The 16,102-nt window shown below is 58.1% G+C and carries 18 protein-coding genes; 9 read left to right on the top strand and 9 right to left on the bottom strand.

Features of this window, described 5'->3' with window-relative positions:
- Positions 1-163: 163 nt before the first annotated feature.
- Positions 164-661, top strand: coding sequence for a YkgB family protein (locus ACIPO9_RS09610; protein ID WP_400780406.1), 498 nt, complete (start codon positions 164-166; stop codon positions 659-661).
- A gap of 15 nt (positions 662-676) precedes the next feature.
- Here the strand turns inward: ACIPO9_RS09610 and ACIPO9_RS09605 are convergent, their stop codons facing one another.
- The gene (locus ACIPO9_RS09605; protein ID WP_274130449.1) at positions 677-1,579 is read right to left on the bottom strand and encodes a LysR family transcriptional regulator; all 903 of its coding nucleotides are present in this window, start codon (positions 1,577-1,579) and stop codon (positions 677-679) included.
- A 122-nt stretch (positions 1,580-1,701) separates the two neighbouring features.
- On the opposite strand from ACIPO9_RS09605, the gene ACIPO9_RS09600 reads away from it, so the two are divergent.
- Entirely contained in the window at positions 1,702-2,802 is a 1,101-nt protein-coding gene (locus ACIPO9_RS09600) for a tRNA-dihydrouridine synthase (protein ID WP_400780404.1), read from the top strand.
- A gap of 105 nt (positions 2,803-2,907) precedes the next feature.
- A complete protein-coding gene (locus ACIPO9_RS09595; RefSeq protein ID WP_400780402.1) occupies positions 2,908-3,369 on the top strand; it encodes a GNAT family N-acetyltransferase in 462 nt (153 codons plus the stop codon).
- Here the strand turns inward: ACIPO9_RS09595 and ACIPO9_RS09590 are convergent.
- A complete protein-coding gene (locus ACIPO9_RS09590) occupies positions 3,338-3,832 on the bottom strand; it encodes a GFA family protein (protein WP_400780543.1) in 495 nt (164 codons plus the stop codon). The genes ACIPO9_RS09595 and ACIPO9_RS09590 overlap by 32 nt on opposite strands.
- 159 nt (positions 3,833-3,991) lie before the next feature.
- On the opposite strand from ACIPO9_RS09590, the gene ACIPO9_RS09585 reads away from it, so the two are divergent.
- The gene (locus tag ACIPO9_RS09585; protein ID WP_400780399.1) at positions 3,992-4,885 is read left to right on the top strand and encodes a LysR family transcriptional regulator; all 894 of its coding nucleotides are present in this window, start codon (positions 3,992-3,994) and stop codon (positions 4,883-4,885) included.
- 115 nt (positions 4,886-5,000) lie between these two features.
- Here the strand turns inward: ACIPO9_RS09585 and ACIPO9_RS09580 are convergent, their stop codons facing one another.
- Positions 5,001-5,966, bottom strand: coding sequence for an oxidoreductase (locus tag ACIPO9_RS09580; protein ID WP_400780396.1), 966 nt, complete (start codon positions 5,964-5,966; stop codon positions 5,001-5,003).
- Between the two features lie 85 nt (positions 5,967-6,051).
- Here ACIPO9_RS09580 and ACIPO9_RS09575 point away from each other — a divergent pair, with 85 nt between their 5' ends.
- A complete protein-coding gene (locus ACIPO9_RS09575; protein WP_400780394.1) occupies positions 6,052-6,993 on the top strand; it encodes an AraC family transcriptional regulator in 942 nt (313 codons plus the stop codon).
- 135 nt (positions 6,994-7,128) lie between these two features.
- Positions 7,129-8,190: an SDR family oxidoreductase gene (locus ACIPO9_RS09570; protein ID WP_400780391.1), complete on the top strand. Its 1,062-nt coding sequence runs from the start codon at positions 7,129-7,131 to the stop codon at positions 8,188-8,190.
- Positions 8,191-8,768: 578 nt separating this feature from the next.
- On the opposite strand, the gene ACIPO9_RS09565 is transcribed toward ACIPO9_RS09570, so the two are convergent.
- Positions 8,769-9,005 (bottom strand): hypothetical protein, encoded by a 237-nt coding sequence (locus ACIPO9_RS09565; RefSeq protein ID WP_274130457.1) that lies wholly within the window; start codon positions 9,003-9,005, stop codon positions 8,769-8,771.
- A gap of 370 nt (positions 9,006-9,375) precedes the next feature.
- Between ACIPO9_RS09565 and ACIPO9_RS09560 the strand changes: the two genes are divergently transcribed.
- Positions 9,376-9,984 carry an SCO family protein gene (locus tag ACIPO9_RS09560; RefSeq protein WP_400780388.1) on the top strand — a complete coding sequence of 203 codons (609 nt, stop codon included), beginning with the start codon at positions 9,376-9,378 and terminating at the stop codon, positions 9,982-9,984.
- Between the two features lie 121 nt (positions 9,985-10,105).
- Here ACIPO9_RS09560 and ACIPO9_RS09555 read toward each other — a convergent pair whose 3' ends face one another.
- Positions 10,106-10,564, bottom strand: coding sequence for a MarR family winged helix-turn-helix transcriptional regulator (locus ACIPO9_RS09555; protein ID WP_400780385.1), 459 nt, complete (start codon positions 10,562-10,564; stop codon positions 10,106-10,108).
- Positions 10,565-10,730: 166 nt separating this feature from the next.
- On the opposite strand from ACIPO9_RS09555, the gene ACIPO9_RS09550 reads away from it, so the two are divergent.
- Positions 10,731-11,501: an alpha/beta fold hydrolase gene (locus tag ACIPO9_RS09550; RefSeq protein WP_400780382.1), complete on the top strand. Its 771-nt coding sequence runs from the start codon at positions 10,731-10,733 to the stop codon at positions 11,499-11,501.
- A gap of 118 nt (positions 11,502-11,619) precedes the next feature.
- On the opposite strand, the gene ACIPO9_RS09545 is transcribed toward ACIPO9_RS09550, so the two are convergent.
- Positions 11,620-12,441, bottom strand: a complete 822-nt coding sequence (locus ACIPO9_RS09545; RefSeq protein ID WP_400780379.1) for a helix-turn-helix domain-containing protein — start codon at positions 12,439-12,441, stop codon at positions 11,620-11,622.
- Positions 12,442-12,584: 143 nt separating this feature from the next.
- Here ACIPO9_RS09545 and ACIPO9_RS09540 point away from each other — a divergent pair, with 143 nt between their 5' ends.
- Positions 12,585-13,313, top strand: coding sequence for a cysteine hydrolase family protein (locus ACIPO9_RS09540; protein ID WP_400780378.1), 729 nt, complete (start codon positions 12,585-12,587; stop codon positions 13,311-13,313).
- 166 nt (positions 13,314-13,479) lie between these two features.
- Here ACIPO9_RS09540 and nthB read toward each other — a convergent pair whose 3' ends face one another.
- From nthB to ACIPO9_RS09525, 3 genes are all read right to left on the bottom strand, one after another.
- Complete coding sequence (nthB, locus tag ACIPO9_RS09535) at positions 13,480-14,103, bottom strand: nitrile hydratase subunit beta (protein ID WP_400780375.1); 624 nt, start codon at positions 14,101-14,103, stop codon at positions 13,480-13,482.
- Between the two features lie 21 nt (positions 14,104-14,124).
- The gene (nthA, locus tag ACIPO9_RS09530) at positions 14,125-14,733 is read right to left on the bottom strand and encodes a nitrile hydratase subunit alpha (RefSeq protein WP_400780373.1); all 609 of its coding nucleotides are present in this window, start codon (positions 14,731-14,733) and stop codon (positions 14,125-14,127) included.
- A 151-nt stretch (positions 14,734-14,884) separates the two neighbouring features.
- The gene (locus tag ACIPO9_RS09525) at positions 14,885-16,090 is read right to left on the bottom strand and encodes a GTP-binding protein (RefSeq protein WP_400780540.1); all 1,206 of its coding nucleotides are present in this window, start codon (positions 16,088-16,090) and stop codon (positions 14,885-14,887) included.
- Positions 16,091-16,102: the final 12 nt, after the last annotated feature.

The following is a 16,102-nucleotide window of genomic DNA, read 5'->3' as shown; positions in this document are numbered from 1 at the left end:
TTAGAGATTAAACAGGCTTAAGGGTATTACCGAGACGCCCTACCATGGCGTCGTTGACGAATACCTAACACTCGATGGAGTTTCCCATGTCACGTACCCACACCCCGTTCCTGGCGCCTGCCGCTCACTCCGCCGCCCACACCGCGCCAGGGAGGACTCAAGCATGACTTATCTGGTCAGCATTCTCGGGCGCTCGGGCCTCATGAAACGTGATCTCGACTACCACCTGCTGCGCGCCGCGATGGTGGTCATCTTCGTCTGGTTTGGCTATGACAAATGGTTCGTTGCCGAGATCACCGACCTGCTGCCGCTGATCACCAACGGCCCGCTGATTTCATGGACCATTCCGGTGCTGGGCGTCAAAGGCACCAGTGTCTTCCTGGGCACAGCCGAATGGACCTTTGGCCTGCTGATCTTCCTGGGTTTCTGGAACAGGAAGCTTGGGATACTGGGCGCCCTCGGCTCCTGCGCCACCTTCATCGGAACCGTCACCATCATGCCGTTCGCACCCGGAGCCTGGCATGAAGGCGCCGGCGGTTTTCCGGCGATGACCATCGTGGCCGCGTTTCTTCTGAAGGATCTGGTGTTGCTCACGGTCTCGGTCTACCTGCTCAGGCAGGACGTTGCCCGGCAGTTGAAGCTGGCTGAACACGCCGCCTGAACCAGCAGCGGGCATTCAGGACTTCGACACGGTGCTCTGAAGCCGCGCAGTCATGTCGGCTTCGAGCATCTGCAGGAAAACCTTCACCCTGGCAGGCACATACTGCCGGGTCGGGGTGACGGCCCAGACCGACAACTGCTCCATGTCGCCGTCGGCCAGGCGGATTTCCACCAGCGAACCGTCCCGCAACTGGGGCAGCACGTCCCAGTACGCCAGCATCGCAATGCCCAGCCCTTCGATGGCAGCATCGCGCACTGCGCCCACATTGCTGATCATCACCCGCCCCTCCACCCGCCGCCGGACGATTTCGCCGTTCACCACGAACGGCCATCTCGGCACTGCCTGAAGCACGATGCACTGGTGCTGTTCAAGCTCGTCCAGCGTGACGGGCGTGCCGTGCTCTCGCAGATAATGCGGGGCCGCACAGAGCACGCGAGGATTGGGCGCGACCCGCCGGGCAACCAGCTCGGAATCGGCCAACGGCGCGACCCGCAGCGCCAGGTCGAACCCGCGGCCCACCAGATCGACCACGGTGTCCGAAACATCGAGCTCGACCCGCAGATCAGGGTATTGCTGCAACAGTTGCGGCAGCATGGGCAAGACAATGGATTGTCCGAAGACGCTGGGCGCCGTCACCCGCAACAGCCCTGTCACCCGACTCGTCGACGGCTGCAACGCCTCCAGCGCACTCTCTTCGGCCTCGAGCATGGTATGGGCATAAGGAAGAAACGCCTCGCCCTCGGCCGTGAGCGAAACCGCCCTGGTGGTGCGCTGAAACAGCCGCACGCCCAATTCCTGCTCCAGCGCAGTGATGCGCCGCGACACCTGCATCGGCATCACATCCAGCCTGCGCGAGGCGTCCGAGAGGCTGCGCGCCGTCGCGACCGCCAGGAAAATACGCAGGTCGGTTGTCAGCATGATTATATCCTTTCAGGTTATGCCGGCTTCACCTCAGACCGGCTTGGTCTGGCCCTGACACCTCCGTAGTATCGCTAACAACAGGCAATTACGCCTACTACGCTTGAAGACGAGGTGCAGCCATGAACCATTCGACCCCATCGATTCTAACGCCTTTCGATATCAAGAACCTCACCCTGCGCAACCGCCTGGCGGTGGCCCCCATGACTCGCGTCAGCGCCACGCAAACCGGCGTCGCGACCGACGCGATGGTCCGCTACTACGAACGCTTCGCCAAAGGCGGGTTCGGCATGGTCATCACCGAAGGCATCTACACCGACCAGCGCTTCTCCCAAGGCTACCCCTTCCAGCCCGGCATGACAGACGCCGAACAGGCCCAGGCATGGCGCACAGTCACAGACCGCATCCACGTTCAGGAAGCGGCTGTTTTCGCGCAACTCATGCATGCCGGGGCACTGAGCCAGGGCAATCGATTTACCCAGCACACCGCAGCGCCCTCCGCAGTCCGCCCGAAAGGCGAGCAAATGCGCTTCTACTTTGGAGAAGGCCAGTACCCGGTGCCCGTTGCCATGACCGACGAAGACATCGCCGACGCCATCGCCGGATTCGCCCAGGCAGCCAAGCGCGCGATGCTGGATGCAGGCTTCGATGGCGTCGAGATCCATGGCGCCAACGGCTACCTGCTCGACCAGTTCCTCACCGACTTCAGCAATCAACGCAACGACCGCTGGGGCGGCAGCACCCAACAACGCGTCGGCTTGATTCTGGAAGTGATCAAGGCCGTACGTGAGGCGGTAGGTAGCGTCCCCGTCGGCGTTCGCATCTCCCAAGGCAAGGTCAACGACTTCGGACACAAATGGGCAAACGGTGAGCACGACGCCGAAATCATCTTCGGCTCGCTCAAGGACGCCGGCGTCGACTACATCCACGTGACCGAATTCGAAGCATGGAAACCCGCTTTCGCCAGCACCACCCAAAGCCTCGCTGCCCTGGCCCGTCGCCATGCACCCGGCGTCGTACTGCTTGCCAACGGCGGCCTGCATGAGGCAGAACACGCCAACGCCGTGCTGAACGACGGGGTCGATATCCTGGCCATCGGCAAGGCAGCACTGGCCAACCCCGACTACCCGAACCGCCTCGCCGAGGGCCGTGCGCTGTCAGGGTTCGATGCGTCGATTCTGGGGCCAATTGCGAACATCAAGGAGAGTGAGCTGGCGATGTGAGTGGAGGGGCGGCCGTAAGTTATCGGCCAGAACCTTAAAGTCGCAGCGCGATCCTCGATACCCTAGACTGACGTCGAGCTCGTTGAGATCGGCCAGGAGTATCCAATGGCTTGTTTGATCAGAAAAGCTGACAGCACGGATGCATCAGCGATCAGCCTGATCGTCGAGGCCGCGTTGCGAAAATCCAATGCCCAGGATTACCCGCCGGACGTTATCGAGCAGGTGGTGCAAGGCTTTTCGCCCTCGCAAGTCTTGAAACTCATGAGCCTGCGCCAAGTGTACGTCGCGTGCATCGACACCCATGTCGTGGCCACTGCAAGTCTTGCAGGAAATACGGTGCGCAGCGTATTCGTCGATCCTGCTTATCAGCGACAAGGCATTGGGAGTCTTCTGATGGCGGCTATCGAGTCAGTGGCGGTGAAGAGCGGCATCGAACGACTGCGTCTCCCCTCTTCGATCACTGCGCAAGGCTTCTACCTTTCTCTAGGCTTCGTGAAGGTGCGGGACGCATTCCACGGCGCCGAGCGCACGATCATCATGGAAAAGAGCCTCGGCCAGCAGGCTTGACTGCGTCAGATAGAGACTCGAATCTGAACTCGGCCATCAGCGCAGGATAATCCCGAGGGTCGGGAAAGGCGTCGTAGCTCACCCGTGCTCCCGTGCTGGCCCAAGGCAGCTTTTCACGAACCCAGGTTTCCATGAACGGCGCGTAATGCTGGGGCTGGTCGAGCAGGCTGCTGCGCACGCCAATGAATGCGTCACTTTCGTCAGGGCGGGTGAACAGCCAGGACAGACAATGGGGACAGAAATAGTGCCGGGTCGAGCCATGCATGCCGCCAATCACTGGCGAACCTGTGGTGACGGAAAAAGCTTCGGCTGGAAACAGCGCGGTCAATGAAAAAGCGCTTCCGGACATTTTCTGGCAGCCAACACAGTGGCACGCGCTGGTGATCACTGGTTTCGAGCGCACCTGGAAGGTCACCTGACCGCACCGGCAACTGCCGGTGGCACAGGGCCCGTCAATGGTCATGATTTCCTCGGTCATGGGTATCCTCCAGCAAGCTTCATGGGCAAATTCTCCTGTTTTCAACAGTGGACGCTTGATGTCAGGCACCCACAAGGTTAAGCATGCCTACTGTTCGAGCTGATGAAAATTGATCAAACCTTACCAGCGGCTCATAGGAAATGTATGAACATCCCGACACTTCAGTGGGAAACCCAGCGGGTTTTCCTGGCTGTTCTGCGAACAGGCAGCTTGTCGGCTGCAGCCCGGGCGCTGGGCATCGCGCAGGCCACTGCGCGACGACGCATCGATTCGTTGGAGCACAGCGTAGGCACCAGCCTGTTCGTTCGCTCCCCTGCGGGGTTGATGCCCACCGATACCGCTCGGGAATTGGTCGATCATGCGCAATCGATGGCATTGGCCGCCGAAGCCTTCGCCCGAGCCGCGTCGGCGCAGGCCAATGTGTCGGGCGGCACCGTGCGCGTGACGAGCAGCCAGTTGCTGGGCGTAGAGGTTCTGCCTTCGATGCTGGGCGAGATTCGCGCCGCCCAACCCCGATTGGCGGTTGAGCTGAGCGTGTCCAATCGACTGGAAGACCTGGCATTGCAGGAAGCCGATGTGGCCGTCCGTATTCGGCGCCCGAATGAGGCGGCCGTCGTCACCCGCCATGTGGGCGACTTGCGCGTTGGCCTTTATGCCACGCCTCAATTGATCGCGCACCGGGGCCTGCCTCGCAGCGCAGATGAATTGAACGAGTACCCCGTCATCGGCCCGGACCGCAACCTGACGGAACAGACCTTCCTCAGGGAACGCGGCTTTTTCTGTACGGGGGAGAACGCTGTCATTCGCAGCGACAGTCATCTGGCCCAGTTCGCCTCCCTGCGGGCAGGCCTGGGTATCGGCGTCTGTTCAAGCCAGTTGGCGAGACGTTACGGCCTTGTACGCGTGCTGCCCGAGCATGTGGACTTCCCGATCGACGTCTGGATCGCGATGCACCAGGACCTCAAGCGGGTACGGCGTGTCACCTTGGTATTCGATGCACTTTCGCAATCGCTGTCCCGCTTTTTGTCCGACGCCTGATCAGTGAGCTGGCGCCAGGTAACGGCCAAAAGCCGCCCCTGGATTCCCTCACATGACTCATCCACTTGATCGCAGAGTCCAGAGCTGTGGAAGGCACTGGCGCACCGAATTCCCTTCACAGCGACATCCCCGTCCACTCTTCGGAAATGCTCCAGAGACGCTCGGCGAATTCCGGATTGGCGGCCCAACTTGCCACTCCCTTGCGACCGGTTTCGGCATCGTTGACCGGGGCGATGTTGCAGTCTTCGCAGTAGACGCCGCCCTTGCCATTCAGTGCAGGGCTGGTTGCGCACCACAAGCCCGTTGCCGCTCCCTGCTCCAGATTCTTGAGGCCGACTTCCGGTGCGACCTTTTGCTGGCCGTGCTCATCAAAGACATCAAATGCTGCGATCTCGGCGCTGCTCAGATGGCGTCCCAGGTCAGTCAGAATCTGACCGGGGTGAAGGGAGAAAGCGCGCACGCCCTGGCCAGAACCGCGCTGGTCGAGTCCCATCGCGAACAGTGCGTTGGCGGTTTTCGACTGACCATACGCCGCCCATTTGTCATAGGGACGATGGATGAAGTCGATGTCATCGAAGTCGACACCGGCGATCTGGTGACCTCGCGATGACACCGCAACCACCCGGGCAGCGCGAGCCGCCACCAGTGCTGGCCACAGACCGCACACCAGACGGAAGTGCCCCAGATGGTTGATCGCGAACTGGCTTTCGTGCCCATCGACATCTCGTGCCAGGGGCGCGGCCATGACGCCCGCGCAATTGATCAACAACGAGAGCGGTTGTCCGCGCCCCACGACCTGAGCGCTGAACGCCTGAATGGAATCGGCATCGATCAGATCCATCCCATGGACAGAGACACCCTCTTCCCCCGCCAGGGCCTTGCGCGCACGATCAGGGTCTCTGGCCGGGACAATCACCTGGGCACCTGCGCGGGCCAGGCTTCTGGCAGTGACCAGCCCCAGTCCGGAATACCCACCAGTGACAACAGCGAGATGCCCGGCGAGATTCACTCCGGCCATGACCTCGGTTGCAGTACTGGCGGCGGAAAAAGGTGAAAGAACAGGTTTCTGAGGCGTTGTCATGAGGGGCTCCTCGTTGCATGGCTTTGGCGCCCATTGTTCTTTAACATGACTGGACGAAACAGTTCAGATAATCCAGGTTTCTGTCTTGATCATCCAAAATCCGCTTTCAGATCCCCTATCCGATGTCCTCGCGCTGGCCGGGCTTCGTGCTGCCTGCTCTGTGCGCCTGCGGGCGGGTGGACAATGGGCGCTGCGCTTTCGTCCGATTGAACTCAAATTCAACGTCGTGCGACGTGGCCAGTGCTGGCTGCGCATCGAGGGCAGCCAGCCGCGTCAATTGCGGGCGGGCGACTGCTTCGTGATTTCCCGCACCCCGTTCATTCTGGCGAGCGATCCGGAGGGCGATGCGGTCAATGCGTCCGATGCCTTCGCCCAGTCCAGCACACTCGCCACTCTGGGTGCCGGTGACGATGTGGAGTTACTGGGTGGCAGTGTGAGCCTGATCAATGCCGGCGCCGGCCAACTTCTGTCGTTGCTGCCGCCTGCGATCATCATCCGTGCAGCCTCGGGTGCCGCTTCGTCGTTTGCCTGGTTGCTGGATGAACTGGACCGGGAATGGCAGTCGGCGCAACCAGGCGCCAACGCCATGTGCAACGACCTGCTTCGTCTGATTTTCGTCCATGGCCTGCGCCATCACATCAGCACTGCCGACGTCGCCGACCTTGCCTGGCTGGGAGGCCTGCGCGACCCTGCCATCGCCAACGTGATGCGCGCCATTCATGGTGCCCCGGAGAGATCCTGGACACTGGCGCAGATGGCGCAGATCGCTTGCATGTCGCGATCCAGCTTCGCAGCACTGTTCAAGCATCGGGTGGGCCATCCTCCTGTCGAGTACGCGACCCGCTGGCGCATGCAAGTTGCCGCCTCCAGGTTGTATGCAAGCCGGGACAGCGTGGCGACCGTTGCCGCCTCCTTGGGTTATCTGTCGGACGCTGCTTTTGGAGTCGCCTTTCGCCGGGTTCACGGGAAATCGCCTGGGCAGTATCGGCGAGAGGCAACAGGTGAGAATGCTGATAGGCCAGTGTGACGCCCACATAATTGAAGCGCTTGAACACGACGCCAGACCCGGCATGCTCCAACGCTGCGAACGGGAATCTGCCGCTGCAACGAAGGAATTCGTCGGCTGACGGGTTGTCAGCTATGGACCCCAAGGAGAAACCCCATGACCCAACTCGCACTCGTTGTAGGCGCCAGCGGCATTGTCGGCAGCGCTATCACCCAACTGCTACTCGACAACCAGTGGCAGGTTGCGGCCCTCTCTCGCCACCCGTCCCAAGCCTCGGGCGTGATACCTGTTGCAGCGGACCTGCAGGATCCGGAATCCGTACGCCGCGCGCTGCAGGATCTGAAACCCACGCATGTGTTCATCACGACCTGGTCGCGCCAGGCCACAGAGGCTGAGAACATTCGAGTCAACGCCGCGATGGTACGAAACGTCCTGGATGCGATACGCCCCGCAAAAAGCGTTGCCCATGTGGCCTTGGTGACGGGGCTCAAGCACTACCTTGGCCCTTTCGAAGCCTACGGCAAGGGCACACTGCCGCAGACGCCTTTCCGTGAAGAGCAAGGTCGCCTGGACGTCGAGAATTTCTACTATGCCCAAGAGGACGAAGTGTTCTCGGCTGCCAAGAAAGATGGCTTCACCTGGAGCGTGCACCGCCCACACACCGTCACTGGCGTCGCCGTCGGCAATGCGATGAACATGGCGACCACCCTGGCCGTCTACGCCACGATCTGCAAACAGACGGGCCGGCCCTTTGTATTTCCGGGATCGCGAGTCCAGTGGGACAGCCTCACGGACATGACCGATGCGAAGCAGTTGGCCAAACAACTGCTCTGGGCTGCTCAAACCCCTGCAGCGGCGAACCAGGCGTTCAACATCACCAACGGCGATATCTTTCGATGGAAATGGATGTGGACGAGGATTGCCGACTACTTCGGCCTGCACCCCGCCGCGTATCCCCCTGCCCCTTCGCCACTTGAGTCTCAGATGGCCGATGACCAGGCGATCTGGAGCCAGATTGCCGCCGAGCGCGGACTGAAAGAATCCGACATCAATCGCCTTGTTTCGCCATGGCACACCGACGCTGACCTGGGGCGGCCTATCGAAGTGGTAACGGATATGTCAAAGAGCCGGGCGATGGGCTTCACGGAGTTTCAAGCCAGTGACCAGGCATTCTTCAACGTGTTTGACCAACTGCGTAGGGAACGTCTGATTCCTTGATACTCGGGACAAGTTCGCTTACGCATTCAAGAAACTTGCCCACCAGAGCGGATCGATGCCACTGCCAGGCGTTCAATCCTCGCAGTGGCCTCGCTTCTTCTGGTGCTTGGTGCAGTATTTTTTCTTGTCGCCGTTCAAGAACTTCTCTTGCCGTTCCTTCTCCCAAGGCGACATACAGGAGTTGAAGCCCCGACCCCATCCCGCCCAGTAACGCTCCTGAAAACGCGCTCGGCGATCAGCATCCCGTGCCTCATACCCGTAGCCATGTTCCCGGGCGTCACATCCACTGCGATATCCGTCCCCGTAGGCGCCGGTCAGAGGCTCTTTCCAGAACCAGGCGCAGCCCGACAAGGGCAAGGTTACACACAGAACAACACACACTTTGAAAAAGCGTCTTGCCACGAAACACTTCCTGGAGAACAGCCAACTGAGAGAGCCAACGAACTCCAGAATAAGATCAAAATGACATCACTTGGTTCTACGGTGTCTGATCATTTGTTGCCTCCGAAAACGCCAGTTCTCAGCAACAATTGAAGCCAGCTGGAAACCAGGGCATGTAGCCCTGGCTGATTACGGTGTTACTTACTCTTCTTTGCAGGCTTGTCTGATTTTTCGGATTTCTTGGCCTTCGTTGGTTTGCTATCCGCCTTCTTTGCAGATTTCTTCGGTTCACTGGCTTTCTTGTCTTTCTTTTCGGAAGATTTTGAAAGCGCAGAAGCCGCAGCGGATTTCTTGGCAGGCGATGCCTTTTTATCCTTCAGATCCTTACTGGCTTTCGAAGCGTCACCTTTGCTCTTCTTATCGTCTTTAGCCACGTTACACCTCTCGGAATGTGCCAGGTTGGCACTTGGCCTGCGGAAATATCCGCACGCTGACCATTAGGCGAGCGCTGGCGAAAGCGGTTCCATGTTTTACATGCGCGGATGGCTGAGTGGATCACCCGCTCAATTCGAGCACGCCATCACAACGTAGAAAGCTTGCTGGCTTTCACCCCGTCGTCCACCGTTGGCACAAAACGACCGGAAACAGTCAACACCGACAAGTGGGAATCCGTAGGATGGGGGTCCAGTTCACAGGCTAGAAGCAGTCGGCAGACAAATCAGTTCGTTCGCGAAGACGATTCATCGGCGTCGCGACTGATCCGTTACATGCCTGCAATACCAGTCAAGCGCTAGAAGGGAAAGCATGAACAAGATGATCAACCGCCGTGACGTCCTGAAAGGTTTTGGCATTTTTGGACTTGGGCTAGCGGCGGGCTGCGACGATCGAGGTGCACAGCTCTATAAATATGGGAAAGACTTGAGTAACCAGATTCTTGGTCGCACCTTCAAGCTACAGGACAGCGACGGCAATCTGAAAACCCTCTCCAGCTATCGTGGAATGATGCCGATGGTGTTTTTCGGGTTTACCCAGTGCCCGGCAGTCTGCCCCACTACGCTTGCTCGCGCAGTAAAAATCAAGAAACTGCTGGGGAAAGACGGCGATCAGTTTCAGGTCATCTTCATCACCCTGGATCCGGAAAGAGACACCCCGGAGATTCTGGATGCTTACGTGAAAAGCTTCGACCCGTCTTTTGTGGCACTTCACGGAACACTGGAAGCCACAGCAGCAACGGCCAAAGAATTTAACGTGATTTATAAAAAAGTCCCGGCAGGCTCAAGCTATACGATCAGCCATACGTCCACGAGCTACGTTTATGACTACAGCGGTAATCTTCGTCTTGGGCTATCACTGTCACTTACAGCCCAAGAATGCGCTGAGGACCTGTTGACGGTAATGGAAGTGTGTAACTGACTGCCGATATGTTGCCTGACTTCATAAGACCAATGCTGTTATCCAAGGCGCTCACCTGACAGCTGCGACTCCAATGGCTGGAAGTCCCCGCCGCCCAGCTTCCACTGTGATCGCAACTCGGTCAGACGTTTCGAAACTTATGCAGCCGCCCACGAATATCGGCTACTGCCGCTTGAATCTGCCTCACCTGCTCCTCACTCATTCCTACGGCTTCCTCGATGCAGTCGGGAACGTGGAGTGAACGCGCCTTCAAGGCTTTTCCCTCCTCGGTAAGGCGGATTCGGACCTGACGTTCATCCAGGGGATCACGCTTGCGCGACACGAAGCCGGCCGCCTCCAGCCGCTTGATGAGAGGCGTGAGGGTGCTGGAATCGAGAAACAGCTCGCTCCCCAGGTCCTTGACGATCTGATCGTCCTTTGCCCAAAGCGCCACCATTAGCAGGTATTGCGGGTATGTCAGGCCGATCGCCTCCAACAAAGGCCGGTAGAACTGGTTGAGAGCGAGCCCCGTTGAGTAAATGGTGAAGCATAAAAACTCGTTGAGAGGGGCGAAATCTTTTTCCTCGAGCGTGGCGGACACGGTGCTGCTCCTGATCTGACGTAGGCACCAAATTATTACGCACGCGATTTAATCGCAACCTCTTGACACCAATTTTTGATTCGAGGATATTCGCCCCAACGCGATTAGATCGCGCGCAAGGTAAATTCACGAAAAATCCGATTCTTATCCCACAAGGCCAATTGTCATGAAAAAAATCCTCACTGGCGTAGCGCTCGCCACTGCCCTCCTTTCAAGCGCCCTGAGTAACGCGGGAGAAATCAAGCCCACTGTCGTCCTGGTGCATGGCGCATTCGCGGATTCCTCCAGCTGGAATGGCGTGGTGAAAATCCTGGAGAAGGATGGCTACACCGTAGTGTCCGCAGCGAATCCACTGCGTAGCGTCAAGGGCGACGCGCAGACAGTCGCCAGCGTTGTGAACAGCGTCAAGGCACCAGTGGTTCTGGTCGGCCACTCCTACGGTGGTCCAGTAATCAGCGAAGCGGCGTACGGCAATCCGAACGTGAAGAGCCTGGTGTTCGTAGCCGCGTTCGCACCCGAAACTGGCGAGACCGCGGCTGGGCTGTCCGGTAAATTCCCAGGCAGCACTCTGGCCCCGACACTGGCAGCCCCTGTGGATCTGGCAGACGGGGGGAAGGACCTGTATATCCAACAGGATAAATTCCACGATCAGTTCGCCGCCGACGTTCCTGCAGCCGATGCGCGCTTGATGGCTGCAGCTCAACGACCGGTCACCGTGGCCGCATTGAATGAACCCGCGACCGACCCCGCCTGGAAAACCATTCCATCGTGGTTCGTGTACGGCGACAAAGACAAAAACATCCCACCTCAGGCGCTGGCGTTCATGGCTGAGCGCGCTCACTCCAAGCAGACTGTGGTGGTTAAAGGGGCGTCACACGTCGTGATGATTTCCAACCCTAAGGCAGTAGCAGAGATTATCGAGAAGGCGGCGAAATAAGCCAATCGCAAGACGGGCGGACCTGCCTCAGGTTCGCTCGTTCAGTGCGTTCAGGGTTATACCTGAGGTCTGAATCGGGTCCATCCTGGTGAACCGTTGGTAACGGCGTCGTGAAGTATCATTCCCGACGCTTGAGCCATTCACCGGGTGGGATGCCCATCTCCTGCACGAATGCCCGAGTCAGGGCAGCTTGCGAGCTGTACCCCACGCATGCGGCAATTACCTTGAGCTTGACACCCTGGATCATCAAGTCGCGTGCGAGCTTCATTCGCCAGGCAACCAGATAAGCGATAGGAGAAACCCCCACAACTTTCAGAAACTGAGCCGAAAACTTGGATCGAGACATGCATGCAATGCTTGCGAGCTCTCGGACAGTCCACTCTTGTTCAGGTCTGAGGTGAATCTCATTCAAAGCTTTACCCAGTTGAGGATCTAATATCGCGGACAGACCGCCTCTGGCGATCATTCCCTGGGCAATTGCCCGTCGCACCAAAACAATCAAGATATATTCAAACAGAACGCTCAGCCCCTTCCGATGCCCAGCACCCTGGGAACGATATTCTTCCAGCAGAGCTTGGATCACAGGCACGACGGTCGCGATATCGGCGAACGGGAACACCAGGGTGTCCGTCACGCCCAGCGGAAAAGATCGCCCCATACTTACCCCAAATTCGAAGGTGGCACATATGATGTCTGCCCCCGTTTCAGAGGTCGGCTCAAGCTTGTAACGGCAAGTACTGGGGCAAAGCAGAACCGTAGGACCGTCTAAAGAGATCCGTGGATGCCCGGGCCGAACAAGATCCAATCCGCCTGTTTCGAGAATGTGGATAAACGCGGTTCCATCCGGCTTATTGATATCCAAGGTGTCGTAGACCTTGCCGGCATAAAACAGCCGACCCGTCATCTGAATTCGGTCAAAAAACTCGGATAAGGCGTCCATTGAGTCCCTCAGGCAAGAAAGTTGGACGCCTGGGAAAAACTTCTTCGGCGCGGGAGCACAAGATGGCTCCACTTGCAGGCCAGGCCCAATCAGCACCGTCGCCACCGCCCGCAAGAGGTTATTCCAATCCGAGGAGCCTCACAATGAGCATCGAGCAAAGCAAAACCGAAAACTCGAACAGCGTATATCAGGACCCGACTGACCCTGCACTTCCAGGCACCGGCTTTCAGTTGGACCTCAGCAAAGCTGCACTGGTAGTCATCGATCCGCAAGTGGACTTCCTGAGTCCCGAGGGAGTCGCCTGGCCTCTGGTAGGCAAGAGCGTCACCGAGAATGGTGTGGTGGACCACTTGGGGCAACTCTTTGAGGCAGCAAAAACAGCGGGGATCGCGGTTGCCATCTCGCCCCACTACTACTATCCATGCGACCACACCTGGTCACATGGCGGCCCACTGGAGAAAGCGATGCATGCCATAGGCATGTTCGACAGGAAGTCGCCGCTTGACTTGACAGGTTTCGAGAATTCGGGCGCCGACTTCATGCCGCAATTCAAGCCTTTCATTCTCGATGGCCGGACTATCATCTGCTCGCCGCACAAAGTGTACGGACCGCAAACCAATGATCTGACCCTGCAGCTACGCAAACAGGGCGTATCTCAAGTTATCCTGGCAGGTATGGCCGCCAACCTGTGTGTGGAATCTCACTTGCGTGATCTGGTGGAGCAGGGTTTTGAAGTGGTGGTAGTGCGCGATGCGACTGCCGCCCCTCAAATTCCTGAAGGCGACGGCTATCTCGCTGCCCTGGTTAACTATCGCTTCATCGCCAGCGCGTTGTGGACCACCGAGCAGGTACTTCAGAAGCTTAGGGGATAGTTGCGCGTAATGCCGTGTTGGCTGTAAGCGCCCCGACTTCATTGGACGGGGCGTTTCTGGACTTCGCTACTGGCCGCCGGGAACACCCGCACAACGAAAGCTCCCAGCACGCCCGTTGGAAAAAGGGTGAGCACGCTGAGGCCGGATCAAGAAATTGCTTTGAACATCAATTTACCGGATCAAGGTAGCTCTCCCACAAATCAACAACCACGGACGAGCCGTCCACGACCTCCCCCCAAATCTCTTCAGAATTGAATTTGACGTGGTAGGTAGGCTGTTCGCGTACCTTCAGTCCGTGACCCGCCTCCCCAGGAAAAGGAACCGGAGCAGTTACCTTCAACACCACACCCGTCTTGCCTTGGACGTAGCCCGGAATGCGAATATGGCCTGGGGGTGGCGCCGTAATCACCCGCACCTGATCGCCCACCTTGAAAGATTCACGCCCGCCACGACTCGCGTGCCCTGGACCTATAGGGACAGACAAGGGAAAACTGCCCTTGCCACCTGCGCGCTCCTCGATATCCTCATGTGAAAGCAGCCCGTGCTCTACCAGCAATGTAGCCATGCCCACGAGCACACGGTCGAAGTACGGCGAGTTGATGTAGTCGCGAGCGGGTATACGCTCAATGGAATGACGGCCTGCGTCGAATGTCCACCAGCCGTTCTGTTTCGCCAGAATGGCGATGATGTAAGGCAAGGGTTCCCAAGCTGCGTGGAAGGGAAGTTCATCCCGACGCGTCTGTAGGCTACCAAACCCGCATACCCCGCCCATGTCATGAATACCGTCCATACGAATCTCCTTCTGAGTCTGTCAGTTACGCCCTGAGGGCCGGGTGACTGTCGGGAGCGCAACACCGATCAGGACATCCTTGGTCACCAGAGTCGCCAGGTCGTCCTCTGTCCAGCCATCGGTGCCCTCGGGTCGGCAGGGCAAGACGACATACCGAGTCTCGGCCGTCGTGTCCCAGACCCGGATGTTGATTTGCGGATCAAGATCCAGACCTAACTCACTGAGTACTTTGCGCGGTTCTCGGACAACTCGGGAACGATACTCAAAGCTCTTGTACCACTCTGGCGGCAACCCGATGATGGGCCAGGCAGTGCATGAGCAAAGTGTGCAGACGATGACATTTTGCAATTCAGGCTTGTTTTCAAGCGCTACGATGAATCCTCCCTCGTCGCCGCCGAAGCCGAGTTCAGCGCACGCGGCCGTGCCATCTGCAAGCAATCGGCCACGAAAACCCTCATCGACCCACGCACGCGCCACCACTCTGGCACCGTTTTCCGGAACCCAGGTGGTAAACACGTTCTCGAGATTCTGAATGTAGTCATCACTGATCAGATCTCGCGCCTCTAACGCCTCTTTGAGCGCTTGTGCTCGCCTCTGCGCCGAAGCTTTGGTTTGTTGTTGATGTTCCATCTCAGCGTCCTCCAGCTAGTAACGGTGCTGCCTCTATTTCCCGTAAGTCTAGTGTCGCGGTGATCGACGCATCTGCCTCTGCGAGACAGCTATGTTCGTCTGAACAAGACATAAATCAACTATCGCTGCGTGGCGCTGAACACTGGCTTGGTCACGGTAATTCCTTGAATGGATCGAGCATCAACTTCCACTCTTGAGTGCCGAGGCCAATCTCCGCGTCGGACAACTGGCACGCATCAAGATCTTTGGAAAGTTTATGCGGATCTATCCCTTGTCCGATGAAGACAAGCTCTTGCCGACAATCACCAGACTCATCGCTCCAATGGTCCATGATGCCGTTCAACCGATAAGCATCTGCGGGCCATTGTTGCTTTGCGATAAACCGCCACCATCTCCCAACGAACCCCCAGGACAAGCGCCCCCCGGCCTGCGAAAGACTCCCGATCTCGGTGAGTTGGCTTGCCAGCCAAAAATTGCCCTTGGCCCGAAGAAGCACTCCATTCGTCCATTGCTGGCTGATGAATTCATGGAACCTGCCAGGGTGAAAAGGAATACGAGCCCGGTACACAGTTGAAGTAATTCCAAACTCTTCACTCTCCGGAACAACCTCTCCACGAAGTCGCTTCAACCATCCAGGCGCTTGGGCTGCCTTCTCCAGACTGAATCGACCCGTATTCAACACCTGATCCAACGGCACCTCTCCCCCCGACATCGGAATGATGACGGCCTGAGGGTTCAACTCGCGCAGTACCTGTATCAGCTCCGAAGTGTGTTCCGGGGCAATGAGATCGCATTTACTGAGGAGCAGCGTGTCCGCGAATTCGATCTGCTCGACCAGCAGTTCGCCTACATGGCGCACATCGCTACTGTCACGTGCCACGCCGCGGCTTTCAAGAGATTCACACGCCCGGTAGTCCTTTAGAAACGAGGTACCATCCACCACGGTAACCATCGTATCCAGCCTGGCGACAGACCCAAGACTTACCCCCGACTCGTCCATGAAAGTGAACGTCTCGGCGACCGGGAGCGGTTCCGAGATCCCGGTGGATTCCACGAGCAGATAGTCAAAACGGCCTTCTCGCGCAAGGTTGGAAATCTCGTGCAGCAAATCCTCTCGCAACGTACAGCAGATACAACCATTGCTCATCTCAACCAGTTGCTCGTCGGCTCGGATCAGCGCCGAACGTTGCACGAGCTCGCTGTCAATGTTGACTTCGCTCATATCGTTGACGATCACCGCTACTCGCAAGCCCTCCCGATTGTGAAGGATCCTGTTAAGAAGCGTTGTCTTGCCAGCTCCCAGAAAGCCGGAAATCACCGTCACCGTTAGACGTGGGTCAGCGCGGTCCACACACATAGCTTCAAACTC

It is taken from the genome of Pseudomonas sp. NPDC090203 (assembly GCF_044746765.1).
Classification (GTDB): domain Bacteria; phylum Pseudomonadota; class Gammaproteobacteria; order Pseudomonadales; family Pseudomonadaceae; genus Aquipseudomonas; species Aquipseudomonas putida_AD.
Note: the sequence above shows the minus strand (reverse complement) of the source record. Positions and strands in the feature narration are given on the sequence as shown.